23 protein-coding genes are annotated in these 24815 nt (G+C 62.1%); 11 read left to right on the top strand and 12 right to left on the bottom strand.

Annotated features, from left to right (window positions below):
• Positions 1-330: 330 nt before the first annotated feature.
• Together NCS00_RS03155 and NCS00_RS03150 are read left to right on the top strand one after the other, a co-directional pair.
• On the top strand, positions 331-828 hold the full coding sequence (locus NCS00_RS03155) for a lysozyme (RefSeq protein ID WP_075583545.1): 498 nt from the start codon (positions 331-333) through the stop codon (positions 826-828).
• The gene (locus NCS00_RS03150) at positions 825-1250 is read left to right on the top strand and encodes a lysozyme inhibitor LprI family protein (protein ID WP_034472982.1); all 426 of its coding nucleotides are present in this window, start codon (positions 825-827) and stop codon (positions 1248-1250) included. The genes NCS00_RS03155 and NCS00_RS03150 overlap by 4 nt, the downstream gene beginning before the upstream one ends.
• Positions 1251-1370: 120 nt before the next feature.
• On the opposite strand, the gene fahA is transcribed toward NCS00_RS03150, so the two are convergent.
• Both fahA and hmgA read right to left on the bottom strand, forming a co-directional pair.
• Entirely contained in the window at positions 1371-2657 is a 1287-nt protein-coding gene (fahA, locus tag NCS00_RS03145) for a fumarylacetoacetase (RefSeq protein ID WP_250439048.1), read from the bottom strand.
• Complete coding sequence (hmgA, locus tag NCS00_RS03140) at positions 2654-3991, bottom strand: homogentisate 1,2-dioxygenase (protein WP_034472986.1); 1338 nt, start codon at positions 3989-3991, stop codon at positions 2654-2656. The genes fahA and hmgA overlap by 4 nt, the downstream gene beginning before the upstream one ends.
• A 252-nt stretch (positions 3992-4243) precedes the next feature.
• On the opposite strand from hmgA, the gene NCS00_RS03135 reads away from it, so the two are divergent.
• From NCS00_RS03135 to NCS00_RS03120, 4 genes are all read left to right on the top strand, one after another.
• On the top strand, positions 4244-5068 hold the full coding sequence (locus tag NCS00_RS03135) for an EAL domain-containing protein (RefSeq protein ID WP_008351242.1): 825 nt from the start codon (positions 4244-4246) through the stop codon (positions 5066-5068).
• A gap of 1038 nt (positions 5069-6106) precedes the next feature.
• Complete coding sequence (gene dalD / locus NCS00_RS03130; protein ID WP_250439040.1) at positions 6107-7486, top strand: D-arabinitol 4-dehydrogenase; 1380 nt, start codon at positions 6107-6109, stop codon at positions 7484-7486.
• A gap of 209 nt (positions 7487-7695) precedes the next feature.
• On the top strand, positions 7696-9177 hold the full coding sequence (xylB, locus tag NCS00_RS03125; RefSeq protein ID WP_034474392.1) for a xylulokinase: 1482 nt from the start codon (positions 7696-7698) through the stop codon (positions 9175-9177).
• 760 nt (positions 9178-9937) lie between these two features.
• Positions 9938-10885, top strand: coding sequence for a sugar-binding transcriptional regulator (locus tag NCS00_RS03120; RefSeq protein WP_008351245.1), 948 nt, complete (start codon positions 9938-9940; stop codon positions 10883-10885).
• Positions 10886-10889: 4 nt separating this feature from the next.
• Here NCS00_RS03120 and NCS00_RS03115 read toward each other — a convergent pair whose 3' ends face one another.
• Positions 10890-11741 (bottom strand): MOSC domain-containing protein, encoded by an 852-nt coding sequence (locus tag NCS00_RS03115; RefSeq protein WP_034474390.1) that lies wholly within the window; start codon positions 11739-11741, stop codon positions 10890-10892.
• A gap of 85 nt (positions 11742-11826) precedes the next feature.
• Positions 11827-12693: a glycosyltransferase family protein gene (locus NCS00_RS03110; RefSeq protein WP_008351247.1), complete on the bottom strand. Its 867-nt coding sequence runs from the start codon at positions 12691-12693 to the stop codon at positions 11827-11829.
• A gap of 270 nt (positions 12694-12963) precedes the next feature.
• On the opposite strand from NCS00_RS03110, the gene NCS00_RS03105 reads away from it, so the two are divergent.
• Positions 12964-13638 (top strand): glycosyltransferase family 2 protein, encoded by a 675-nt coding sequence (locus tag NCS00_RS03105; protein WP_250439038.1) that lies wholly within the window; start codon positions 12964-12966, stop codon positions 13636-13638.
• Between the two features lie 51 nt (positions 13639-13689).
• Here the strand turns inward: NCS00_RS03105 and NCS00_RS03100 are convergent, their stop codons facing one another.
• The 6 genes from NCS00_RS03100 to NCS00_RS03075 form a co-directional block, all read right to left on the bottom strand.
• Positions 13690-14826: an ABC transporter ATP-binding protein gene (locus tag NCS00_RS03100; protein ID WP_008351252.1), complete on the bottom strand. Its 1137-nt coding sequence runs from the start codon at positions 14824-14826 to the stop codon at positions 13690-13692.
• A 46-nt stretch (positions 14827-14872) separates the two neighbouring features.
• Complete coding sequence (locus NCS00_RS03095) at positions 14873-15586, bottom strand: HAD family hydrolase (RefSeq protein ID WP_250439036.1); 714 nt, start codon at positions 15584-15586, stop codon at positions 14873-14875.
• Positions 15587-15596: 10 nt separating this feature from the next.
• On the bottom strand, positions 15597-16448 hold the full coding sequence (locus tag NCS00_RS03090; RefSeq protein ID WP_008351255.1) for a carbohydrate ABC transporter permease: 852 nt from the start codon (positions 16446-16448) through the stop codon (positions 15597-15599).
• Positions 16445-17383 (bottom strand): carbohydrate ABC transporter permease, encoded by a 939-nt coding sequence (locus NCS00_RS03085; RefSeq protein WP_008351256.1) that lies wholly within the window; start codon positions 17381-17383, stop codon positions 16445-16447. The genes NCS00_RS03090 and NCS00_RS03085 overlap by 4 nt, the downstream gene beginning before the upstream one ends.
• A 63-nt stretch (positions 17384-17446) precedes the next feature.
• Positions 17447-18814, bottom strand: coding sequence for an ABC transporter substrate-binding protein (locus NCS00_RS03080; RefSeq protein WP_034474388.1), 1368 nt, complete (start codon positions 18812-18814; stop codon positions 17447-17449).
• A gap of 232 nt (positions 18815-19046) precedes the next feature.
• Positions 19047-19820 (bottom strand): L-iditol 2-dehydrogenase, encoded by a 774-nt coding sequence (locus NCS00_RS03075; RefSeq protein WP_034474387.1) that lies wholly within the window; start codon positions 19818-19820, stop codon positions 19047-19049.
• Positions 19821-20153: 333 nt separating this feature from the next.
• On the opposite strand from NCS00_RS03075, the gene NCS00_RS03070 reads away from it, so the two are divergent.
• Genes NCS00_RS03070 through NCS00_RS03055 form a run of 4 tightly spaced genes read left to right on the top strand, consistent with a single transcriptional unit; the run spans position 20154 to position 23209 of the window.
• A complete protein-coding gene (locus NCS00_RS03070) occupies positions 20154-20612 on the top strand; it encodes a Fur family transcriptional regulator (RefSeq protein WP_008351259.1) in 459 nt (152 codons plus the stop codon).
• A gap of 40 nt (positions 20613-20652) precedes the next feature.
• A complete protein-coding gene (locus tag NCS00_RS03065) occupies positions 20653-21534 on the top strand; it encodes a metal ABC transporter solute-binding protein (RefSeq protein WP_051996842.1) in 882 nt (293 codons plus the stop codon).
• Positions 21531-22412, top strand: coding sequence for a metal ABC transporter ATP-binding protein (locus tag NCS00_RS03060; RefSeq protein WP_008351261.1), 882 nt, complete (start codon positions 21531-21533; stop codon positions 22410-22412). Before NCS00_RS03065 ends, NCS00_RS03060 begins: the two co-directional genes overlap by 4 nt.
• 8 nt (positions 22413-22420) lie before the next feature.
• Entirely contained in the window at positions 22421-23209 is a 789-nt protein-coding gene (locus NCS00_RS03055; protein WP_034474383.1) for a metal ABC transporter permease, read from the top strand.
• Positions 23210-23565: 356 nt separating this feature from the next.
• On the opposite strand, the gene NCS00_RS03050 is transcribed toward NCS00_RS03055, so the two are convergent.
• Together NCS00_RS03050 and NCS00_RS03045 are read right to left on the bottom strand one after the other, a co-directional pair.
• The gene (locus NCS00_RS03050) at positions 23566-24054 is read right to left on the bottom strand and encodes a DUF4952 domain-containing protein (protein WP_034474379.1); all 489 of its coding nucleotides are present in this window, start codon (positions 24052-24054) and stop codon (positions 23566-23568) included.
• Positions 24051-24815, bottom strand: coding sequence for a hypothetical protein (locus tag NCS00_RS03045; RefSeq protein WP_034474377.1), 765 nt, complete (start codon positions 24813-24815; stop codon positions 24051-24053). The genes NCS00_RS03050 and NCS00_RS03045 overlap by 4 nt, the downstream gene beginning before the upstream one ends.

Genomic DNA, 24815 nt, shown 5'->3' with positions numbered 1-24815 from the left:
ATCTGTCCCGCGCATTCGCCGAAGCCCACGCGATATCCCTCGCCCTGGCACCATCCGCGCAGGGTGATTTCATCGCCGTCCTGTAGAAACGCGCGCTCGCCGCCCTCTTCCAGCTTCACGGCAATAGATTGCGTTATTCGACTGAAAGCGAGCGACCATTCAAGCAACCCGAAGAAGCCGCGTCGCAGAATTCAACGAAGATTTACGGATCGCCTCGCCCTTCATTCGACGCAATTCGTTACCTTCTTTTTTTGACGACTTGAGCCGCTTGTCGCACGAAGCGGATCGACTGACGCGACGGACCACGAACAGCGCTACGAGAGGGCGGCGATGGCAAACGAAAATATGCAGCTGAGCGAGGCAGGCCGGGCCGAGCTGCGGACGCGGGAACACGCGGTCATGGCCTATTACAACGATCAAGCGAACAACTGCACCTTCGGCGTGGGCACGCTCGCACACACAGGGCTATGCACGGCCGAAGAACTGCGCCGCCCGGTTACGCCAGCTCAGGTCAATGCGCAGCTGGCTACGGGAGTCGGCCGAGCAGAAGCCCAGGTACGTAGAACCGTCACACAGCGAGAATTGACGCAGGCGCAATTCGATGAGCTTGTGAGCTACACCTACAATGTCGGCAATGCCGGTGCATTCGACGCACTGCGCTCGGCGAACCAGAACGATGATGCGGGCGTCGTGTCGCACATGAATCATCGCGTCTATATCCATCCGCGCGACGCTCGTGGGCGTCGACTTTCCGCAGTGCGGTCGAATGGTCTCGTAAACCGGCGTCGGCTGGAGACCGCCCCGTTCCAGCGACGGAGCGCACCGTGAGAAAACATTGCTTCTGGTTACTCTTGATGATGTCGGCCGCCGCGCGTGCCGATCAGACGCCGGCCGACGAGATCGCGGCCCGCAGCGGTCTGCCGGCCAGTGAAGTCGGCGCACTGCTAAACAATTGCGATTCAAGTCAGACCAGCATGAATTTCTGCGCGTGGCGCGACCAGATCGTCGCCGAGCGCGACCTGCAGCAGGTCGTGGAGAAGCAGATCGGCGAACATCCTGAGCGCAAGGCCGCACTCGAAGCGAAAATCGCGAATTGGAGAAAGGCCCGCGATGAATCGTGCGAAAAGTCAGCGCGCAGGGAATGGGGCAACGGGTCGATGCGGCCAGCGGCGCTTGCGATCTGCGCGACCGCGGCGACGAAGAAGATGACGAAGAAGCTATCCGCAAGCACGGGCGGTGCACCCTCTTAAGTGCGGCACGCGTTGCCGATTCATAGCCGAGTGCTCGAGCAACTCACACTCACGCTGCTCGATGTAATCCGTGTATTGCGTGAAGCGGCCCAATCGGGCCGCTCCGTCCTTCGTAATCGATCACCCGCGCGCCGGCAAAATCTGTCCCGCGCATTCGCCGAAGCCCACGCGATATCCCTCGCCCTGGCACCATCCGCGCAGGGTGATTTCATCGCCGTCCTGTAGAAACGCGCGCTCGCCGCCCTCTTCCAGCTTCACGGGCCGCTGGCCGTTCCAGGTGCTTTCGAGCAGGCTGCCGCACGAATCCGGCGTCGGCCCGCTTATCGTGCCCGATCCCATCAGATCGCCGACGCGCGTATTGCATCCGCCAACCGTGTGATGCGCGAGCTGCTGCGCCATCGACCAGTACATCAGCTTGAAGTTGGTGCGTGAAATGGTCGTCGGCGTGTGCGCGCCTTCCGGACGCAGCGTGACTTCCAGTTCGATATCGAACGCGTGATCGCCTTCGTGACGCAGATACGCGAGCGGTTGCGGATCCTGCGCGGGCGTCGCGGTGCGAAACGGTTCGAGCGCATCGAGCGTGACGATCCACGGCGAGATCGTCGTCGCGAAGCCCTTCGAGTTGAACGGGCCGAGCGGCACGTACTCCCATTGCTGGATATCGCGCGCGCTCCAGTCGTTGAGCAGCACCATGCCGAAGATATGCGCCTCCGCGTCCTCACACGCGATCGGCTCGCCGAGCGCATTGCCGCGCCCGATGATGAAGCCCGCCTCCAGTTCGATATCGAGCTTGCGGCACGCGCTGAAGATCGGGCGCTCTTCGTTCGGCAGCTTGATCTGACCGTTCGGGCGGCGCACGGGCGTGCCGCTCACGACCACCGACGACGCGCGCCCGTTATAGCCGACCGGCAATTCCGACCAGTTCGGCAGAAGCGCGTTCTTCGGATCGCGGAACATCGAGCCGACGTTCGTCGCGTGCTCCTTCGACGAATAAAAATCCGTGTAGCCAGGAATCTCGACCGGCAGATGCATCGTCGCATCGGAGCGCGGCACGAGCGCGCGGCGGCGCAAGGCTTCGTCGTCGCGCAACGTCGCATTGCCGTGCGCGAGCAACGCGGACAGCGCGATACGAACGCCTCGCCACGTCTCGCGTCCGAGCGCGATGAAGTCGTTCAGGCGCGATGCGTGGAACGTGCCGCGCGCATCGATCAGACGCGCGTCTGCGAGCACGGCGAGATCGGCGATCCAGTCGCCTATCGCGACGCCCGCGCGCGGCTGCGCGTTCACCGCGTCGCTGAATATGCCGAACGGCAGGTTCTGAATCGGGAAGTCGCTCGCGGGATCGTTCGCGGATTGGATCCAGCTCTTCAAAGTGGGCGCGAGTGTGGCCTTCAGCGCGTCGTTCATCGTTGCTCCGGGTTGAAGTGTTTCGTGAGACCTTGCCAGCACTCGTAATAATTCGCCTGCAACTGCGCGGTTTCGAGCGCGAACTGAGTCGGCTTGATGAGCGTGCGCGTCTCGAACATGAAGGCCATCGTGGCGTCGACTTTCGCGGGCTTCGACGTATCGCTCTTCGATGCCTTCTCGAACGTTTCCGCATCCGGCCCGTGCCCCGACATGCAGTTGTGCAGGCTCGCGCCGCCGGGCACGAAGCCTTCGGCCTTCGCGTCGTAGACGCCGTGCACGAGTCCCATGAACTCGCTCGCGACATTGCGATGAAACCACGGCGGCCGGAACGTATCTTCCGCGGCGAGCCAGCGCGGCGGGAAGATCACGAAGTCGATGGAATCGACGCCCGGCGTGTCGCTCGGCGATTGAAGCACGAGAAAGATCGACGGATCCGGATGGTCGTAGCTGATCGAGCCGATGGTGTTGAAGTGGCGCAGATCGTACTTGTACGGCGCGTAATTGCCGTGCCACGCGACGACATCGAGCGGCGAATGACCGATGTCCGCGCGCCAAAGCACGCCGTTCATCTTCGTGACGAGTTCGAACCTGCCTTCGCGGTCTTCATACGCGGCGTTCGGCGTGAGGAAGTCGCGCGGATTCGCCAGCCCGTTCGAGCCGATCGGACCGAGATCGGGCAATTGCAGCAGCGCGCCGAAGTTTTCGCAGATGTAGCCGCGCGCTTCGCCATCGGGCAGCGTCACCGAAAAGCGCACGCCGCGCGGAATCACCGCGATTTCGTGCGGCTCGATATCGAGCTTGCCGAGTTCCGTGAAGATCGCGAGACGTCCCTGCTGCGGCACGATCAGCAATTCGCCGTCGGCGTTGTAGAAGAAGCGGTCCTGCATCGAGCGGTTCGCGGCGTAGAGATGGATCGCGCAACCGGACATCGATTCCGCGGCGCCGTTGCCGGCCATCGTCACCCAGCCGTCGATGAAATCGGTCGGCGCGGCGGGCATCGGCAGCGGATCCCAGCGCAACTGGTTCGGCGGCGTCGGCGGAACATCGGTGAAATTGGCCACGAGTTTCGCGCGCAGCATGTCGGCGGGAATGCGCGTGAACGGCTTGTGCACGGCCGCCGGACGTATCCGATAGAGCCACGAACGGCGATTGTGCGCGCGCGGCGCGGTGAACGCGGTGCCCGAAAGCTGCTCGGCGTACAGGCCGTAAGCGGCGCGTTGCGGCGAGTTGCGGCCGATCGGCAACGCGCCCGGCAGCGCCTCCGTGGCGAAGTCGTTGGCGAAACCCGATTGATAGTGCTGGTTCGCGTCCGTGTGCGTCTCGAACGTTGGCATGGTCGGAATCCTCGACGAAAAGTGCAACGGTTCAGGCGACGGCGCCGTGCGCGGCATGTCGTCGCTGCAATTTACGGATGGTAAAACCAATTACGATTAGTGAAATTCATCGTATACCCTTAATCGACGGGCCTCGCCGCGCATATCAATATGTGAATTTGGTGCTGGACGCGGCGTTGCGCGCTGATACCATCGACCATTCGAATGAAAATTGCCCGGTACGGCACGCCTCACGAACTCGACGCTCCATCCATGATCGCCCCGTCCCTGCCTGAACTCGTCGCCCGCGCCGCGGAACATCCGTTTCTTGGCGCGCATGTCGTGCTTGGCGAGAACGAGCACGCCGGTCAGGCGATCGCGCATTACCGCGATTTGTGCATTTCGAGCGCCTACGAGCCTATCTTCGATGTCGGCACGCACAGCTTTCCGCAGACTTTGAGCGCATCGCCGGAGAGCGCGGAGCGTTTCGGCGATGAACTCGGCGTGCAGGCGTTGACGCTCATTCAGGGCGATGCGCCGCGCGATCCGTTCGGACAACTGGAAGACGATCGCGAGCTGGTCGTGCTGGACCGGCTGTCGCGCGCGCTGCATGCGTTCAATTTCTTCGGGCCGCATCGGCCGGGGCTTTTGTTTCTGCGCGTGCATGAGCGGCTATTGAAGAGCGTGAAGTATGACCACGGACTGCACTTCTCTTCCGTGCTGATGGAGTTCGGGATGAACCCGTCGCGGGTGGTGATCGAATTGCCTGCGGCGGCGGTCGCGCACAAGACGTTTCTTGGGTATCTCACGAAGAGCTATCAGCATTACGGATTCAAGGTCGCGGGGAATCTGCCGAATGCCGGGCAGATCATGGCAGTGTCGGATATGGCGCGGCTCGATTTCATCAAGATGGATGCGGCGCAGGCTTTACGGGATTCGGTGGTGAAGCATCTCGTGGCGTATGCACATCGGTTGAGGATTCCGCTCATCTTTTCGAATGTCTGCGATGAGGCGCAGTTCAATGCGCTTCAGCAGTTCGATGTGCATTTCGTGCAAGGACCGGTGTTTGATGCGCATCCGAGTTTGCATGCGCGGTGACGTGTTTTTTTCGGGGTCTTGGTTGTCGTTGGATCCCGTATTCGTGTCGGTCTATTAGCACTGCCCCTGTGCGGGGCGGCACTCACTTTCTTTGCTGCTGCAAAGAAAGTAAGCAAAGAAAGCAGCTTCCGATACGCCCGCGGTCACACGCAATTTGGGTAGTCCTCTCGTCCATCGTGGGCTGCCTAAAGAGTGCCCTCAAACACCTAATCGGGCTTGGATCGCGCACGGTCCGTCTCATCGCACCACACGCCAAACGGGTTCAGCACCAAATAGCTCCGGCCCGCTTCGCGGCCGACCGGTCAATCGGGGAGGCACGCGCTTCGCTCCTAACATCTTTAGCACACTGCGCGCGCAAACCGATGGTTTCCCTTGCAGACCCAGCGGCAGCGCGTAGCGCTGTGCCGATGCTGTTTCGTGCTGAACCAGTGTCCTTGGAAAACTAGCTCGTCAGACCGTGCGCGATCCAAGCCCGATTAGGTGTTTGAGGGCACTCTTTAGGCGAGTGCCCCCTGTGACGAGAGGACTACCCAAATTGCGTGTGACCGCGGGCCTGAAAAGCTGCTTTCTTTGCCTACTTTCTTTGCAGCAGCAAAGAAAGTAGGTGCCGCCCCGCACAGGGGCAGTGCAAATAGACCGACGCGAAGACAGGATTTCATGAAGGCGCAGATCCACGCGCTGGGAAATCGGCTCGAACACTGCCCCCGATCCGAAGGCATCTGGCTCGCTTAGTGCCGAAAGCATCACCGCTACGGGTTATTCCCGATCTCCCGCTGCCGCATCGCTTGCTGCACTGCAACGGCGCTCGCGAGCGCTCCACCACTCGCCTTCCCAACGCTCAAAGGCGCGCGAATTGCGCCGCATTGCGGCAAACCCCACCCCACCTCGCGCCTTGACTTTCGCCGAACCGAATACGATCATTCGATCATCGAACGAGCAAATGTTCACTCAAACCGCCTTGACCGCCGCCGTCGTGGCGCCAAAGCGACCAGCCGCCCGCGAAGAACGGGCGCGCCGCCATTCAGAGGAAGAGACGACATGACGAACGAAGCCAACGTGATCCTGCACATCGGCGCCGGGTCTTTTCATCGCGCGCACCAGGCGTGGTATCTGCATCGACTGAACGAGTCGGGCGACAAAAGCTGGTCGCTCGCGGTCGGCAATATTCGCGGCGACATGAACGCCGTGCTCGATGCCCTCGCCGCGCAGAACGGCGAATACACGCTCGAAACGGTCACGCCGAAGGGCGAGCGCGAATACGAGACGATCCGCGCGATCAAAAAGGTCGTGCCGTGGTCCGCGGATCTCGCCGAACTCGTCGCCGTGGGCGCGGACCCGAAGACGAAGATCGTGTCGTTCACCGTCACCGAAGGTGGCTATTACCTCGACGAGCACGACAAGCTCGACACCGCGAACCCCGATCTCGCCGCCGACCTCAAGGGCGCAAAAACCACGATCTACGGCGCGCTCGCCGCGATCCTCGATGCGCGCATGAAGAATGGCGCGGGCCAGGTATCGCTGCAGAACTGCGACAACCTGCGCAGCAACGGCGACCGCTTCAAGGCGGGCATGCTCGAATTTCTCGAACGGCGCGGCGAGACCGCGCTGCGCGAGTGGATGATCGCGAACACGTCGTGTCCGAACGCGATGGTCGATCGCATCACGCCGCGCCCGACGCCCGACGTCGCCGAACGCGTGAAGGCCGCGACCGGCTTCGACGACAAAGCGCCCGTGATGGGAGAAAAGTTCATCCAGTGGGTGATCGAAGACAGCTTCATCGCCGGGCGGCCCGCGTGGGAGCAGGTCGGCGCGGAGATGGTCGAATCGGTGCATCCGTATGAGGAGGCGAAAATCCGCATCCTCAATGCGAGCCATAGCTGCATTGCGTGGGCGGGCACGCTCGTCGGGCTGCAATACATTCACGAAGGCACGCAGGACATGGAAATCCGCGCGCTCGCCGACGCCTACGTCACCGACGACGTGATTCCCTGCCTCACGCCGAGCCCGATCGATCTCGAGAAATATCGCGATGTCGTGCTCGACCGCTTCAGCAATCCGTACATCAAGGACACGAACCAGCGCGTCGCGGCGGATGGCTTCTCGAAGCTGCCGGGCTTCATCGCGCCGACGCTCTCGGAATGCTTCGCGCGCAAGGTCGATCCCGATTCGACCGCGATCCTGCCTGCGCTCTTCTTCCGCTTTCTCGAACGCTGGCACGAGGGCAAGCTGCCGTATGCGTATCAGGATGGCGTGATGGATCCGGAGGTGGCGCACGGCTTCTTCACGTCGCCCGATCCGGTCAAGGCCTTCACGAGCGACAAGCTCCTGTGGGGCAGCATGGCGCAGACCGAAGGCCTCGAACGCGTGATGCGCAGCGCGATTGCGAAAGTCGATGCATGGCTCGCCAATCGGCCGTAGGCGGCAAGCGGCCATAACCGGCCATAAGCGGCCATAAGCGCGCTGTTATCGCCGCGTTAATGGCATCGCGAAACTGCAAGCCGCGCCGCTCGGGTAATGTGCTCATGGCGCGGCGTCGCGCGTGGCGTTAAATTAGCGCCTCCCGCCGATATGGCGTCCCGCCTGGTTTCTGACCAAGTTCGATTCCGGCAACGACAAAGGGTCCGTTCATGTACTTAGGCATCGACCTCGGCACCTCCGAAGTGAAAGTGCTGCTGCTCGCGAGCGACGGCAGCGTCGTCGGCACGGCCGGCACGCCGTTCACCGTTTCGCGTCCGAAGCCGCGCTGGTCGGAGCAGAATCCGCTCGACTGGTGGGAAGGCACGCGCGCCGCGCTCTTCAAGCTGCGCGAGAAATTCCCCGATGAGTTCGCGCAGGTGCGCGGCATCGGTCTGTCCGGTCAGATGCACGGCGCCGTGCTGCTCGATTCGCAGGACAAGGTGCTGCGTCCCGCGATCCTGTGGAACGACATGCGCAGCGACAAGGAATGCGCCGAGCTCTACGAGCGCGCGCCGAACCTGCACGAGATCGCCGGCAATCTGGCGATGCCTGGCTTCACCGCGCCGAAGCTGCTCTGGGTCGCGCACAACGAACCCGATGTCTTCCGTCAGACCGCGTGCGTGCTGTTGCCGAAGGATTATCTGCGGATGCATCTGACGGGCACGAAAGTGTCCGATCCATCCGATGCCGCGGGCACGCTCTGGCTCGATGTCGCGCGCCGCGACTGGTCCGACGAGTTGCTTGCCGCGTGCAGCATGTCGCGCCGGCAGATGCCGTCGCTCGCGGAAGGCAGCGCGCCCTCGGGCACCTTGCGGCCCGAGCTCGCGCGCGAATTCGGCTTGCGCGAAGGCGTGATCGTCGCGGCGGGCGGCGGCGACAATGCCGCGAGCGCGGTGGGCATCGGCGCGACCGATCCGGGCGATGGTTTTCTGTCGCTGGGCACATCGGGTGTGCTGTGCGTCATCGGCGATCGCTTTCGGCCGAACCCGGCTTCGGCCGTCCACGCGTTCTGTCACGCGATTCCGGATCGGTGGCATCAGATGAGCGTGGTGCTGTCGGCGGCAAGCTGTTTGCGCTGGGTGTGCAAGCTGACATCGACGGATGAGCCGACGCTGCTCGCGGAAATCGAATCTTTGCCTGTCGATGTTTTGTCGTCTGCGCCGTTGTTTTTGCCGTATCTGAGTGGTGAGCGCACGCCGCACAACGATCCGTATGCGCAGGGCGTGTTCTTCGGCATGACGCACGCGACCGATCGCGCGTTGCTCGGCTATTCGGTGCTCGAAGGCGTGACGCTCTCCTTGACCGATGGCCTCGATGCGCTTCAATCCGCGGGCACGCAGGCGCGCGCGCTATCGATGCTCGGGGGCGGTGCACGTAGCGCGTATTGGGCGCAGATGTTCGCCGATGCCTTCGATACCCCGACGCGCACGCACGGCGGCGGCGAGACCGGCGCGGCGCTCGGCGCGGCACGGCTCGGGTGGCTTGCGGCGGGCGGCGATCCGGCGACGGTGCTCGCGAAGCCCGAGATCAAGCAGGAATTCACGCCGAATTCCGAACGGCATGCGTTGCTGCGGCAGCGGTTGAAGGGGTTTCGGGAGCTGTATCAGCATGTGAGGCCGTTGTTCGATTCGGCGCGGCCGCGGTTGGCTTGATTTTGTATTGGTATTGAGCTTCTATGAAGCGTGTGGGCGGTGCGGGGTTTGGCGCTTTTTTTCTCTTCGCCGGATCCCGTTTTCGTGTCGGTCTATTAGCGTTGCCCCTGTGCGGGGCGGCAGTCACTTTCTTTGCTGCTGCAAAGAAAGTAACCAAAGAAAGCAGCTCGACACGCCCGCGGTCACACGCAATTTGGGTAGTTCTCTCGTCCTCGGTGGCACTCGCCTAAGTGTCGCCCTCAAAGGACCAATCGGGCTTGGATCGCGCACGGTCTGACGAGCTGGTTTTAGATGGCCGCTGGTTCAGCACGAAAGAGCTTCGGCACAGCGCTACGCGCTGCCGTTGGGTATGCAAGGGAAACCAAAGGGCGGCGATTGCAGCGGGACGGAGACGTTAGTAGAGAAGCACGCGCGGACCCGATTGACCGGTCGGCCGCGAAGCGGGCCGGAGCTATTTGGTGCTGAACCAGTTTGGTGTGTGGTGCGATGAGACAGACCGTGCGCGAGCCAAGCCCGATGGGGCCTATGAGGGCACTCTTTAGGCAGCCCACGATGGACGAGAGGACTACCCAAATTGCGTGTGACCGCGGGCGTATCAGTAGCTGCTTTCTTTGCTTACTTTCTTTGCAGCAGCAAAGAAAGTGACTGCCGCCCCGCACAGGGGCAGTGCTAATAGACCGACACGTAATCAGGATTCCACGACAAACACCCTCGCCAGAAAGCGAAAATCAAAAACCAAGAACCGAAAACCAAACCCCCAGTGCCCAAATCCACTGAAAAACTCGATCTCGCAACGCGCGCAGCGTGGCTCTACTACGTCGCCGGCAACACCCAAAACGAGATCGCCGAAAAGCTCCAGATCTCGCGTCCGGTGGCGCAGCGCCTCGTCGCCTTCGCGGTCGAAAAAAACCTGATCCGCGTGCGCGTCGATCACCGCATCGCCGATTGTCTTTCGCTCGCCAAAGCGCTGAGCGACCGCTACGGCCTCGCGATGTGCGAAGTCGTGCCCATCGACGGCGATGCGCCCGAACAGGTCGACCGCAAGCTCGCCGTCGCCGGCGCGCAGGTCATGGAGCGCTATCTGCTCGAAGAAAAGCCGCTCGTCGTGTCGATCGGCAGCGGGCGCACGCTGAAAGCCTGCGTCGCGCAGATCGGACAGATCGACCGGCCGCAGCATCGTTTCGTGTCGATGGTCGGCGCAATCGCGCAGGACGGCTCGTCGAATCGTTACGACGTCGCGCAGCAGCTATCGGAAAAGACCGGCGGCAAGCACTTCATGCTGCCCGCGCCGCTCATGGCAGATAACGTCGCCGAGCGCGCGCAGTGGGTCAATCACCGGCTGTATCGCATCGTCGGCGAACTCGCGCAGAAGGCGGACGTGGCGTTCGTCGGCATCGGCAACGTGGGCGTGAATTGCCCGCTGCACGAGGACGGCTTCATCACGCGCGCGGAAGTCGATGAAATGATGTCGGCAGGCGCGGTCGCCGAATGGCTCGGCCTGCCGATCGATGCAGACGGCCGCCGCGTGCAATCGAAGACCGGCGCGCGCGCGACGAGCCTCGCGCTCGACTCGCCGCCCAAACGTCCGACCATCGGCTTCGCGGGCGGCGAGCGCAAGCGCGAAGCACTGGTCGCGGCGTTGAAGGGAAAGTGGCTGTCGGGGCTCGTCACCGATGAACTGTGCGCGAAGGCCGCGCTCGAAGCCTGACGGCTCAGAAGTCGATTTCCGCTTCCACTTCCTGTCCGATCTCCAGCGCAACGCCCTCGCCTTCCAGAACGATCGCGTTCTTGCCGAAGGTGAGCGCGCCGTCGAACTGGTCGCTGCCACGGTACGCGCTCATCGTGTCGAGCGGTTCGTGCGGCCATGCCGGGTTCGGCGCGCCCGTCGCCTGATCGATCGACGGAATCGGACAGCGCGTGCAGAGCTTCACGAGCCGCAATTGCGCATCGCCGATCCGCATTTCGCCGACGTAGTCCTCTTCGTAAGCATCGAGTCCACCGATCACGAGGTTCGGGCGGAAGCGATTCGCCGCGATGCCCGGCGCGCCTTTGGCCGACAGCCGCGCGTTGAGATCGTCGAGCGATGCCTGACCGACGACCAGCAACGGAAACTGATCCGCGAAACGCGTGTGCGTGGATTGCGGCGCGGTCCATTTATCGCTGACATCGCGGCGGGATGCCGGTGCGAATCGCGTGAGCCGCGCGGATACGCCGAGGAACGTGCTGAACCAGTGCGCGGCTTGTTCGCCCGCGTCGAGCGCATCGACGGTGTCGCGCCAGACGGTCGCGCGAATCGGCTTCGCATCGGCGAGCGCTTCGGCGCGCAAGGGCGTGCGCAGGGTCGGCATGCCGGGCGCGTCGATGACGAGATCATCGGCATCGAACGCGGTGCGGACCAGCGCCATGCGCGGATGCGAGCGTTGCGTGAACATGGCGCCGGCGGTGTCGATCACCATCCAGTGGCGGTCGTATTCGAGGCCGGTCTCGAAGAGCGTCGCGCGGCGCAGTGAAATGCCCGCGCAGGACTTGATCGGATAGACGAAGATTTCGTTCAGGACGGGCATGGCGGTATGGGGGTTCGGCGCCGGTCATCGGATGTGGCCGGTCGAAAGCCGAGATTATCGCGCATCGCCCGATACGGGTACGGTTTTACGACGCCCTCATCATCGCTGCGGCAAGTTCCAGCCCTAGCTTGTATTCGGGCGAACGCGGGCCGGCTTCGATGAGCGCATCGATCCTGTTCGTGTCGAGATTGGCATCGCCGGCGAAGAGCAGCCTGCGGATGGCGCCGATCGCCAGGCCGACTGTCTGATCGATGACGGGCGCGTCGAGTGCATCGTACGAAATCGTCGATGCGCTCATGTATTCCGGCGTTGCGAGGAACGGAACGACCAGCTGGCCGGACAGCCCGTCGAAGTGCAGCCAGTGCCTGAAAAGCATGTCGACCGGCACGGCCTGGTCTTCCGACGCTGAATACAGCGTACGAAGTTTCTGCTTTCCCTTCGGCGTGACAACGTACGCCGCCGCACAAAACGCGTAGGTTGCCCTCGCGTCGAACAAACTGACATTGTCGAAATAGTGACGGCCATCGCCGAGCAATTGCGGATTCGCGCGGCCGTTCATGCGCTTCTCCGCCTCCAGCAGCAGAAGGGACACGCGGTCGAATACGGGTGCGCAATCGAGGAACATCAGGTCGAGGTCGGGATTGTTGCCGATGTGCGCCGCGAGTATTTGATCGTTGATGAGCGTCGGAAAGAGCGGGCTCAGTTCCACGTCGTCTTCCAGCACGACGGTGGCGGTGTCGGCGGAGGAGTTGAGGATCACCCGTTCGTGCGATTGCCGACATGCCCAGACGCAGTTCTTGCCCGCGTTGTCGAACGGTCCTTGGGCGATGCCGTCAACCGCGGGGAAACGCACGATTCGATCCTGATAGCCGATGCTCGCCAGTTGCGTCTCCATCGACTTGCGCCGATCCTGACTCCGATCCAGATTGATGAAATAGCCGTCGAAACGCACTGCTTCTCCTTGTCGCGTCAGGTGCATAAATGTGCACGACATGCTAGCGGCTCGCTGTCGTGATTTGATTAGGAGGAAGCCGAGAGAAACAAGGTTTTGACGCGGATCATCGATTTGCAGGCAACTCAAATGATTAATCGATGCGCTGGTTCCTTTTGAGCGACATTGGGACGTAAGCTACGCGCCGACTTTATTCCTTCACTATTAGTAATGCCAAAAATATCAATCGTCGTTCCAACCTATAACACCTAATCGCATATCGTCGAAACGTTGAAATCGTTGCTCAATCAGGACGCCGACTTCGAAATCCTCGTTCTCGACGACGCCAGCACCGACGACACGCTCTCACTCGTTCGAAGCCTGAACGACGAGCGCATCCGCATCTTCCCGCTCGAGCACAATCAGGGCCGCCCTGCCAACGCCAATCGCGGTTTCGATCTGTGCCGGGGCGAATACATCGCGCGCATCGATCACGACGATCTGGCCGAACCGGGGCGTCTCCGAAAACAGGCAGATTTTCTCGATGCGAATCCGGATGTGACCGTGGTCGGCTCTCAGATCAGGCTCTCTGGCGACGAAGAATCCATAACCGACTTTCCGCTCGACGATGCGACCATCAAAGGCCGCTTTCTTCTCGGAGCGGCTTATCTAGCCAATCCGAGCACCATGTTCCGGCGCGCGTTCATTCAGAAACACGCTATCCGCTACGACCCGAATCTCGATATCGTCGATGCCCTGATCAAGCTGCACCGATCCGTAGGCGTTGCCATCTCCGATATCGATATGACTTGGGGCGCAAGCCGCGTCGAGCTAGAAGGCCGGTTGCTGGGAATGCTCAACGAAGTCGTAAAGGCCCGCGAGCAAGTCTATCCGCGCAGTCCGGAGCACATTGCGCTTTGCACCGAAGCCCTTTGGAAAGGTGTCAGGTCGAATAACGCGGCATAAAACGAAAAAGCGCGGTCCCGACGAACCGCGCCCGCAACACCCGAGGAACGCTCAAGCCGCCGTCGCGTGCTCCCGCAGCCACGAATCGACCACCTTGCGCGTAAACGCCTGCCCTTCCGCGTTGAACAGATGACAATGCTCAGGCGACGCGCCGAGCTTCAGCTTCTCGCCACGCGCGTGCTTCTCCAGCGGCGGAATGCGCGAGATCAATCCATCCGGCGCGACTTCGGTTTCCGCGTACAGATACGCCGCATCGCCGAGCGTCTCGACGGTCATCGCCGTCGCGGAGAGACCGTAATCGCCCGCTTCCGGCGAATTCGGCTGCAGATGCTCCGGACGAACGCCGACCGTCACCGCATCGCCCGGCTTCGCATTGCCCGGCAGCACGCCGACGAGTTGCGTCTCGCCCGTCGCGTACTTCACGAGGACGCCGTCGTTCTGCACCGCGGCGACGGTGCCCGACAAAAAGTTCATCTTCGGCGAGCCGATGAAGCCCGCCACGAACCGGTTCGCCGGCGCGTGATAAAGCGTGTTCGGCGTGCCGACCTGCTCGATGTTCCCCGCCGACAGCACCACGATCTTGTCCGCGAGCGTCATCGCTTCGACCTGATCGTGCGTCACGTAGATCATCGTCGTCTTGAGATCGTCGTGCAGGCGCGCGAATTCCAGGCGCATCTTCACGCGCAGCGCGGCGTCGAGGTTCGAGAGCGGCTCGTCGAAGAGGAACACCTTCGGCTTGCGCGTGATCGCGCGCCCGATCGCGACGCGCTGACGCTGGCCGCCCGAAAGCTGCTTGGGCTTCCGATCGAGCAGATGATCGATGTGCAGAATCTTCGCGGCGTTCTTCACGGCGGCGTCGATCGCGGGCTTCTTCTCGCCCGCGAGCTTGAGGCCGAACGCCATGTTGTCGTACAGCGTCATGTGCGGATAAAGCGCGTACGACTGGAACACCATCGCGATGCCGCGCTTCGCGGGCGCGAGCTCATTCACGCGCGCATTGTCGATCATCAGGTCGCCGCCGCTGATGTCTTCGAGGCCGGCGATCATCCGCATCAACGTCGACTTGCCGCAGCCCGACGGGCCCACGAACACGACGAACTCGCCGTCGTTGATATCGAGGTTGATGTTGCGCATCACCTCGGTTTCTTCATAACGCTTGCTGATGTTGCGCAGTGTCAGGCTAGCCATGGTGTGTGTCTCCAGTCTTCATTGGCGATGCGATCAAACGCCATCGCTATCTGAGTTCCAACGTCGCGTTCTGCAGCCATTGCTCGACGAGCGCAGGCAGTCGCGTCATGTCGTCGAATACCGCCTGCGCGCCCGCTTTTTCGAGCGCGCCGATCTGCCCTTCGGTCGCGTGTCCGCCGCCGATGAAGCCGAGCACCGGCATGCCCGCCGCGCGCGCCGCCGTCACGCCGGTCACGCTGTCTTCGACGACGAGGCAGCGCAGCGGATCGATGCGCATCGCGCGCGCCGCCGCGAGATACACGTCCGGCGCGGGCTTCGGATTCGCGACCATGTCCGCGCAGAAACGCCGCTCGCCGAAAAAGCGCAGCAGACCCGTGCGCTGCAGCACGGCATCGACATACGTCGAGAAGCTGTTGCTCGCGCACGCCTTCGTGAAGGGCACGGCCGCGAGCGCCTCGGCGATGCCCGGCACGGTCGGCGCCTGCATCGCCGCGGCTTCGACGGCCCGCCGGATGGCGACGACCTGATCGTGCGTCAGCGTCCGGTTCACCGTATCGGCGGCGCTGGCGAGCACGGCCTCGATGCGCAGGCCGAGCAGCGGCATCACGACCGGCTCGACATCGACGCCCGGCCACAGCGCCTGCAACTCGGCGACGAGCACGCGCGCCGCCACCGTTTCGCTGTCGATCAGCACGCCGTCGCAATCGCAGATCAGCAGGCGATCTTCGAGATTGGCGTCTCGGGATGGAGTGAGATTCACGAGTGCGTCCTCACTTCACCGCGCCAAACGTAAGGCCGCGCACCAGTTGCTTCTGCGAGACCCAGCCGACGATCAGAATCGGCGCGACCGCGAGCAACGAAGCCGCCGAGAGCTTGGCCCAGAACAAGCCTTCCGGACTCGAATACGACGCGATGAACACCGTCAGCGGCGCCGCGTTCGAGCTCGACAGGTTGATGCTCCAGAACGCCTCGTTCCACGACAGGATGATGAGCAAGAGCCCCGTCGATGCGAGACCGGGCAACGCCATCGGCATCAGCAGATAGACGATTTCCTGCCACGTCGTCGCGCCGTCGATGCGGCCCGCTTCCAGAATGTCCTTCGGCACTTCGTTGAAGTACGTGTAGGCCATCCATACGGCGATCGGCAGATTGATGAGCGTGTACACGATCACGAGGCCGGACACGGTATCGAGCAGGCCCGTGTTCTTCCACAGCAGATAGATCGGCACGAGCACGCCGACCGACGGCATCATCTTCGTCGACAGCATCCACAGCAGCACCGACTGCGTCTTCTTGGTCGGAAAGAAGGCCATCGCGTAGGCGCACGGCACGGCGAGGATCAGGCAGAGCACCGTGACGCCGACCGAGATCAGCACCGAATTCCACGCGAAACCGAAGTAATTGCTGCGCGCGAACACTTCGCGGAAGCTCTCCAGCGTCGGCGTGAAGAACAGCGACGACGAGTACGCCTGCTGCTCGGTCTTGAACGCGGTGATCGTCATCCAGAAGATCGGGAAGAACAGCAGGATCGACACGATCCACGCGACGATGCCAGGCACGATGTTCTTCGCATGGCCGAGCGCGGAAGTCCGCGGCGGAACATTGACCGATTGCGTGCTCATGACTCGTACTCCCCTTTGAGGTTCTTCGCGAGCATTCTCACGAGGAAGAACGCGACGATATTGGCGAGAATCACCGCGAGAATGCCGCCCGCCGATGCAAGGCCGACGTCGAACTGCTGCAGGCCGAGCGCGTAGATCAGGTACGACAGATTCGTCGTCGCGGTGCCGGGACCGCCGCCCGTCGTCGTATAGATTTCCGCGAAAATCGACAGCAGGAAGATGGTTTCCATCATCACGACCACGGCCACCGCGCGCTTCAAATGCGGCAGCGTGATGAAGAAGAACATCGCGAACGGACCCGCGCCGTCGATGCGCGCCGCTTCCTTCTGCTCCTGATCGAGCGACTGGATCGCCGTGAAGAGAATCAGGAAGGCGAACGGCAGCCACTGCCACGCGACGATCACGATGACCGCGAAAAGCGGATAGTCGGCGAACCAGTCGATCGGTTGCATGCCCATCGAGCGCATCAGGCTCGCGATCAGGCCGTACACCGGATGCAGGATCATGTTCTTCCAGATGAGCGCGGAGACCGTCGGCATCACGAAGAACGGCGCGATCACGAGCAGACGCGCGATGCCCTGTCCGAAGAACTTGCGATCGAACAGCACGGCAAGCAGCACGCCGCCTACGACCGTGATGACGAGCACCGACACGATCAGCGTCAGCGTATGTCCGATGGACGGCCCGAACGCGGGATCGGTGACGAGAAACTCGAAGTTATCGAAGCCCGCGAAACCTTTGACATCGGGATTCAGCAGGTTGTAGCGCGAAAACGAGAACCAGATCGTCATCGCGAGCGGAATGGCCATCCACAGGAAGAGCAGTCCGGTCGACGGCGAGATCAGCCATCGCACCGACTTCGCGCGGCGCTTGTCGCGTTCGGCGGCGGACTCCTCCAGATGATGATCGGTGATGGGGGGATTCAGTTGACTCATCGTGTCACCTCTCGATGATGCTTCCCGGGCCGCATCAGGCGACGCGGCCCGTTACCACAGGAATTACTTCTGATAGCCCGCTTGCTTCACGGCGCGATCCGCCGCGGCATTCGCGGCCTTCAACGCCTGATCGACGCTCGTCTGTCCGGCGACGACGCCCGCGATCGACTGGCCGACCACCGTGCCGAACGACTGGAACTCCGGAATGCCGACGAACTGGATGCCGCTATACGGCACCTTGTGCAGCGTCGCATCGTTCGGATCGGCGGTTTCGATCGCCTTCAGCACGAAGTCGCCGAAGGGCGCGGCCTGCTTGTACTCGGGGCGCGCGTAGGTCGACTTGCGCGTGCCCGGCGGCACCGATGCCCAGCCTTCGTCCTTGCCGACCATCTCGATGTATTCCTTCGACGTCGCCCACGCGGCGAACTTCTTCGCGGCTTCCTGCTGCTTCGACGTCTTCGGGATCGCGAGCGACCACGACCACAGCCAGTGCGAGCCCTTCGGCGTGACGGCGACGGGCGCGGCCGCGAAGCCGATCTTGTCCGACACCTGCGATTGCGACTTGTTGTAGAGCATGCCTGCCGCGACCGTCGCATCGATCCACATCGCGCACTTGCCGGACGACATCAGCGTGAGGTTCTCGTTGAAGCCGTTCGAGCTCGCTCCCGGCGGGCCGTCGTTCTTCAGCAGATCGGCGTAGAAGCCGACTGCCTTCTTCCATTCGGGCGTGTCGAGCTGCGCCTGCCACTTCTCGTTGAACCACTCGCCGCCGAACGTGTTCACGACCGTCGACACGTACGCCATGTTCTCGCCCCAGCCCGCCTTGCCGCGCAGGCAGATGCCGTACTGGCCTTTGGACTTGTCGGTGAGCTTGTCGGCGAACTGCTTGATCTGGTCGTAGGTCGGCTGATCGGGCATCTTCAGTCCCGCGGCCTGGAACAGATCCTTGCGGTAGTACGTCATCGAACTTTCGACGTAGAACGGCAGCGCATACAGCACGCCGCCCGACGAGAGGCCGTCACGCGCGGTCTTCACGACATCGTCGAGATCGTAGTTGGCGGGCAGGCCGGTCATCGGCGAGAGCCAGCCGCGCTTGCCCCACTGCGGTGCTTCGTACGTGCCGATGGTGATGACGTCGAACTGGCCGCTGTTGGTCGTGATGTCGGTCGTGGCGCGCTGGCGCAGCACGTTCTCTTCGAGAATCACCCATTTCAGCTGGATGTCCGGATTGGCCTTTTCGAACGCCGGCGCGAGCTTCTTCAGCTCGATCATGTCCGGATTGTTCAGCGTCGCGATGGTGATGGTCGTCGCGGCATGCCCCGACAGCGGCACGAGCGCGGCCGCTGCAAGCGCGACGGACAGCGCCGCGGTCGCGAACGGAGCGCGACGCGCGCGCGGTTGTGCTCGAACGATGCGTTGAGTGCGTTTCATTGAGTTCGTCTCCTTTTTGTTGGCACGGGCGCCGCGATGGTCTCGCTGCATGACGCAAGCGCCGTGGATGCCGCTGCCTGCTTTTGAGGGTGCGCGATCGTGGATCGCGTGGTTGCCGGGGTTATCCTTGTTGCCGCCCTTGCCTTCGCCGACTTGGCGCCATCGACTCGACGCCGTTTCACTATAGACGGTGCTTCCCGCGCTTCAAGCTGCGTGGCGCGCGTGCGGCGCGTCAGCTCATCCAGTTGCCGCCGTCGACATTGAGCGTCTGCGCGGTGATGTAATCCGAATCGGATGACGCCAGAAAGAGCGCCGCGCCCGTCAGATCGTCGGGCACGCCCATGCGTCCAAGCGGCACTTCTTCGCCGACGAGCCGTTTCTTCTCGCCGAGCGGACGATTCTCGTAACGCGCGAAGAGCGCGTCGACTTCCTTCCACATCGGTGTGTCGACGACGCCCGGCGCGATGCCGTTCACGTTGATGCGCTCTTTCGCGAGCGCGAGCGCCGCCGATTGCGTATAGCTGATGACCGCCGCCTTGGTCGCGCAGTAATGCGACACGAGCGCTTCGCCGCGCCGCCCGGCCTGCGATGACATATTGATGATCTTGCCGCCGCGCCCCTGCTCGACCATGCGCTGCGCGACCGCCTGCATCAGAAAGAACATCCCTTTGACGTTGACCGCGAAGAGGCGGTCATAGACGTCCCAGGATTCGTCGAGGATCGGGCGCATGTCGAAAAGCGCCGCGTTGTTGAAGAGAATGTCGATGCCGCCGAAACGTTCGACGGTGCGCGTCACGATGCGTGCGATGTCGTCGCGCTGCGTGACGTCGGCCTTCAGCGCGAGCACGCGGTCGGCCACGTCCGCGAAGCGCTGGGCCATGTCGTCTTCGTTCTTCACATCCACGACGACGACGTTCGCGCCTTCTTCCAGATAGCGCCGCGCAACTGCTTCGCCGATGCCGCTCGCGGCGCCCGTGATGATCGCGACCTTGTCTCTCAATCTCACCGATGTCTCCGATAGTTTTTTGTCCCTCGCGGCGAGCGAACGCTCCGCGAATGAACAATTGCTCTCTGTTTGATCGAATGATCGGCGCTGCGCGTGATCGTGTCAAGGTGTCAACACAGCTTTCGATGCTGCGACGCGCAAACATCGCAAAACCTCGGGAAAACCCCGTCCGGCAAGCGCGCGAGAGCAAAAGGCGTACCGCGGCCGCCGAAAATAAAGCGTGCGCGAATGTGCAACGGAACGTGATACGTTATATCATCGCCCAAACGTCCGACGAGCGGCCCTCGCTCGCGCTTCAACCTTTTGCAGCCACCTCTGCGTGGCCGATATCACATGACCGCATCCGTCGAAAACATGCTGGCGCGCGCCGAAGCGCTCGCTATCGAGCGCGGCGTCGCGCTGACGCCGCTGCGCCGTCAGGTCTACGAACTCGTGCTGAAGGCGCATAAGCCGATCGGCGCCTATGACCTCATCGACGCGATGGAGCCGCAACGCGGCGCGCGCGTGCCGCCGACCACGGTGTATCGCGCGCTGGAGTTTCTCGTCGATAACGGCTTCGTGCATCGCATCGAGTCGAAGAACGCGTTCATCGCGTGTTGCGATGCCGGCAAGCCTCACGAGAGCCAGTTCCTCATCTGCGACGAATGCGGCGCGACGCTCGAAATTCAGGGCCGCGAACTCGCATCGTCGCTGTCGGCGAGCCCGCCCGCGCACGGCTTTCAGGTGCATCACCAGGTCGTGGAGTTGAGCGGGCTGTGCGCCGATTGCCAGCGAAAGCATCGCGATGTCTGAATCGCCGCGTCTCAAGAACATCTCACTTGCAAGGAAATCGATGAAACTCGCGCACGTCCTGACCTGCTTCGCCCTCGCGCTCGGCTTTTGCAGCGCGGCATCGGCACAGACCGCGCGCGTGCCGGTCGTCGCGGCGGAGAACTTTTACGGCGACGTCATTCGCCAGCTCGGCGGCGATCATGTGCAGGTGACGAGCATCCTCAACAATCCGGACGAAGACCCGCATCTCTTCGAAGCCAGTCCCAAGACCGCGCGCGCGTTGCAGCACGCGGCGCTCGTCGTCTATAACGGCGCGGATTACGATCCGTGGATGGACAAGCTGCTCGCGGCATCCAAGAGCAATGGCAAGCGCACGGCGATCGTCGCGGCGAAGCTCGTCGGCAAGAAGGGCGGCGACAATCCGCACCTCTGGTACGACCCGGCGACGATGCCCGTCGTCGCGAAGGCGGTGAGCGCGTATCTCGTGAGCGCGGACCCGTCGCACAAGAGCGATTACGACGCGCGCCTCGCAGCGTTCCTCGATTCGATGAAACCGATCGACGCGACCGTCGCGCAGATGAAGTCGCATTACAAGGGCGTGCCCGTGACGGCGACCGAGCCGGTGTTCGGCTACATGGCCGATGCGATCGGCTTCGAGATGCGCAACCAGCGCTTCCAGCTCGCGTCGATGAACGAGACCGAGCCGAGTCCCGCCGACATCGCCGCGTTCGAGAAGGATCTGCGCGAGCGTCGCGTGCACGTGCTCATCTACAACAGCCAGGCGACGGGCGCGCTGACGAAGCGTCTGCTCGACATCGCGAAGGACGCGCATGTGCCGAGCATCAGCGTGACGGAGACTTTGCCCGCGAAGAAGACGTATCAGCAATGGATGCAGTCGCAGCTCGACTCGCTAGCGGGCGCCTTGCAAGGATGGCAGCGATGAATGCGACGATGCAGCCCGCGCTCGAAGTCGATCGCGTGACGCTCGCGCTCGGCGGGCGCGAGATTCTCAACGACGCGAGTTTCACGGTGAAGAACGGCGAGTTCATCGGCGTGCTCGGGCCGAACGGCGCGGGCAAGACCACGCTGATGCGCGCCCTGCTCGGACTCGTGCCTGTGAAGAGCGGGACGATTCGCGTGAATGGCGAAGCGGTCGTGCGCGGCAATCCGTCGATCGGCTATATGCCGCAGATACGCACGGGTCTCGCGAACCGGCGCGTGCTCGGCCGCGATTTCGTCGCGATGGCCGCGGATGGTCATCACTGGGGACTGCCGCATCGCAATGCCCGCATCCGTGCGGATGTCGAGCGCGTGCTGGAGCTCGTCGGCGCGCATCAGCTTGCTTCGCGTCCGTTGTCGGAGTTGTCGGGCGGCGAGCGCCAGCGTCTTTTGCTCGCGCAGTGTCTGCTCGGCAATCCGCGTCTGTTGCTGCTCGACGAGCCGCTGATCAGCCTCGATCCGCGGCATCAGACGGGGGTCGTCGAACTCGTGCGGCGCGTGCAGCGCGAGTTGAACATCACCGTGCTGTTCTCGGCGCACGAACTCAATCCGCTGCTCAATTCGCTCGACCGCGTGCTTTATCTCGGCAGCGGGCGCGCGGCGCTCGGCACTGTCGATGAAGTCATTTCGAAGCCGGTGCTCTCGCGTCTGTACGGCTCGCCCATCGACGTGATGCGCGTGAACGGCCGCATCTTCGTGATGTCGGGCGATGTCGAAATCGACAAGCTCGATCACGCGCACGAGGAAGGCGGAGAGCACGAGCATGAACACGATCACGGCCATGAGCACGATCACGGCCACAGCCACAGTCACGTCAAATAGAAAGCGCAATGTTCGAATACGACTTCATGGTGAATGCATTCGCGGCGTCAGGGATCGTCGCGGTGCTGTCGGGGATCGTCGGGTATTTTCTCGTGCTGCGCGGACAGACCTTCGCGGGTCACGCGCTATCGCACGTCGGCTTTACCGGCGCGACGGGCGCGGTGCTGCTCGGCATGCCGCCGCTCTGGGGGATGGTCGGATTCACGCTCGCGGCGGGCGTCGGGATGGGTGCGCTCGGCGAGCGGCTCTCGGGCCGCGATGTGGCCATCGGTGTGATTCTTTCTCTCTCGCTCGGGTTCGGGTTGCTGTTTCTGCACTTCTTCACCGCGTATGCGACTCAGGCTACTGCGCTTCTGTTCGGCAACGTGCTTGGCGTGAGTCATGACACGCTGGTCGTGCTTGCCGGGCTCGCTGTCGTCAGCCTCGGTGCGCTTGCGGTCATCATGCGGCCTTTGTTGTTTGCGTCCTTGCAGCCGGAGCTCGCGGAGGCCAAGGGCGTGTCGTTGCGGCTCGTCTCCGTGATGTTTCTCGCGATCACCGCGCTGGCAGTCGCGGCTTGCACGCAGATCGTCGGGGTGCTGCTCGTTTTTGCGTTGATGGTCGGGCCCGCGGCGGCGGCGCAGAACGTCACGACGCGATTGTCGTCAGGGCTCGTGCTTGCGGCGCTGTTTGCACTCGCACAGGCTTGGGTTGGGCTTACGCTCGCCTTCTATACCGATTGGCCTACTAGTTTCTGGATCACTATGCTGGCTGCGGTTGTTTATGGGGCGAGCCTGTTGGGAAAGCGGGGGAATTGATTTCTTCGCTGGAGCCCGGTTTCGTTGATTTCTTCGCCGGATCCAATGTTCATGTCGGCCTAATAGCACTGCCCCTGTGCGGGGCGGCAGTCACTTTCTTTGCCGTCGACCAGAGTTAGCGCTTTAGCGCTTACTCTGGTCCTGCGCAAAGAAAGGATTCGTCCGCGAGACGCTTCCGACCGCAGTTCGGAGCAGCATAGCCGACTCATCTGGATACCCGTGCGTGCGTTCCGACGATCTTTCAAAGAAAAAATCATGCACACAAGGCAGGATCATGCGCGAGGGCTTGGTTTCTCTGAGGGCATAGGCACTCTTCCACGAACTCTCGCGGGCGGTCAAAGAGCTTGCTACACGTGCTAGGGCCGGTACAGGTAGTGTGTTATGGTCAAGATTGCGTAGGGTAGCTTTGGAAAGTCCTTACGCTGGTTCACCATGATCCCCCCGTTAATGTACGCCTCCGCGAACAGGTTGACTTCATAGTGTGATCCCAGATTGTCCCGGTAAAAGCCCCTCGGCGCATCCCACTGGCAACAGGAGAACCGCAGGCGTTCCCATTTCGCCCAAGTACCGATCCAGTTATCGGTCGCATCGATATGTTTACCTTTGACGTGGTAAGTCGCTTCAAAACCAGGATCATTCGCATTGTTTCCTTCAATCGACCGGCACCCCACGAAAACAATTTCCGGTCGATCCCGTCCCATCTGCTTCAGAAAATCACCACACGCGAGCGGAGGCTCTGCCGTGTCATTGAATGAGGAGCTTGCATGAGTTACAACAGTCGGATCGCTATCCGCCCGCGCAATCGTTGCGAAGATCAAAATACTCAAACTTAACAGCTTCTTCATTTATCAACATCCAACAAAGCCACATACTTCCCGTCTGTATCCGGAAGCCGGTGCGAAATGAGGTAGTTATAGACCAAATTCCAGCGAACGATGTCATGCACGGTCACGCAACCCTCTGACAAGTGACCAATGTGCACGTATCGAGATGAGTTTCCGCGTCCGCCTTCAAGTTCGATGGGAAACCAGACATCGTTCGCTTTGATCCTTCCGGGATAACTATTTCGATATCCCTCGGTACTTACGTTCGCATGAGACCGATCTGGTGACATGATCCGGTGACGTCCCGAAGCGATCGGTGTGTATCCCTCATTCCAGACGCTATTGAGCGTGACTGTAATGGCCTCGCCTCCGACATTCAGCGTGGCCCATTGCTGCCGGAGTCGACCTTTGAACGGTGAGTCTTCTTTACCAAGAGTTCCGTACTTCACCGAGACCGTGTTCGTCGCAACGGTTGGCGGCGTCTTCTTGAAATGCGCTTTTGCGGCACTGCTTTTCATGCTTGCCAATTGACCAACGGCAATTGATCCATCTTGGATTCGGAAGTAGGTGCGCTCGCCATCATCCTTCACCAAAGCAACCTTCGTGTATTCGCAGAGGCTAACCCGGTCACGGGTAGCTTCAATGATTACGTCAATCCAGCCGTGTGTGTCGCCAGGCAAGCGTAGGTAGCGCGTCTCTACGGTCACCGCGTGCGTGCTCGCTTGATTGGCGTTAGTTTGTGCGCGGTGATTCCTCAAGAATTGGACATTCAATCCGGTCAT

Origin of the sequence: Caballeronia sp. AZ1_KS37, assembly GCF_023631165.1 — a bacterium.
GTDB classification, from domain to species: Bacteria; Pseudomonadota; Gammaproteobacteria; order Burkholderiales; family Burkholderiaceae; genus Caballeronia; species Caballeronia zhejiangensis.
The sequence above is the reverse complement of the archived record's forward strand: the minus strand, read 5'-3'. Positions and strand labels throughout refer to the sequence as shown.

Coding starts and splice junctions, on each gene's coding strand:
- NCS00_RS03155 (WP_075583545.1), top strand. CDS start 331: ATGGCAAACGAAAATATGCAGCTGAGCGAGGCAGGCCGGGCCGAGCTG.
- fahA (WP_250439048.1), bottom strand. CDS start 2,657: ATGAACGACGCGCTGAAGGCCACACTCGCGCCCACTTTGAAGAGCTGG.
- hmgA (WP_034472986.1), bottom strand. CDS start 3,991: ATGCCAACGTTCGAGACGCACACGGACGCGAACCAGCACTATCAATCG.
- NCS00_RS03135 (WP_008351242.1), top strand. CDS start 4,244: ATGATCGCCCCGTCCCTGCCTGAACTCGTCGCCCGCGCCGCGGAACAT.
- dalD (WP_250439040.1), top strand. CDS start 6,107: ATGACGAACGAAGCCAACGTGATCCTGCACATCGGCGCCGGGTCTTTT.
- xylB (WP_034474392.1), top strand. CDS start 7,696: ATGTACTTAGGCATCGACCTCGGCACCTCCGAAGTGAAAGTGCTGCTG.
- NCS00_RS03115 (WP_034474390.1), bottom strand. CDS start 11,741: ATGCCCGTCCTGAACGAAATCTTCGTCTATCCGATCAAGTCCTGCGCG.
- NCS00_RS03100 (WP_008351252.1), bottom strand. CDS start 14,826: ATGGCTAGCCTGACACTGCGCAACATCAGCAAGCGTTATGAAGAAACC.
- NCS00_RS03090 (WP_008351255.1), bottom strand. CDS start 16,448: ATGAGCACGCAATCGGTCAATGTTCCGCCGCGGACTTCCGCGCTCGGC.
- NCS00_RS03085 (WP_008351256.1), bottom strand. CDS start 17,383: ATGAGTCAACTGAATCCCCCCATCACCGATCATCATCTGGAGGAGTCC.
- NCS00_RS03080 (WP_034474388.1), bottom strand. CDS start 18,814: ATGAAACGCACTCAACGCATCGTTCGAGCACAACCGCGCGCGCGTCGC.
- NCS00_RS03070 (WP_008351259.1), top strand. CDS start 20,154: ATGACCGCATCCGTCGAAAACATGCTGGCGCGCGCCGAAGCGCTCGCT.
- NCS00_RS03065 (WP_051996842.1), top strand. CDS start 20,653: ATGAAACTCGCGCACGTCCTGACCTGCTTCGCCCTCGCGCTCGGCTTT.
- NCS00_RS03060 (WP_008351261.1), top strand. CDS start 21,531: ATGAATGCGACGATGCAGCCCGCGCTCGAAGTCGATCGCGTGACGCTC.
- NCS00_RS03055 (WP_034474383.1), top strand. CDS start 22,421: ATGTTCGAATACGACTTCATGGTGAATGCATTCGCGGCGTCAGGGATC.
- NCS00_RS03050 (WP_034474379.1), bottom strand. CDS start 24,054: ATGAAGAAGCTGTTAAGTTTGAGTATTTTGATCTTCGCAACGATTGCG.
- NCS00_RS03045 (WP_034474377.1), bottom strand. CDS start 24,815: ATGACCGGATTGAATGTCCAATTCTTGAGGAATCACCGCGCACAAACT.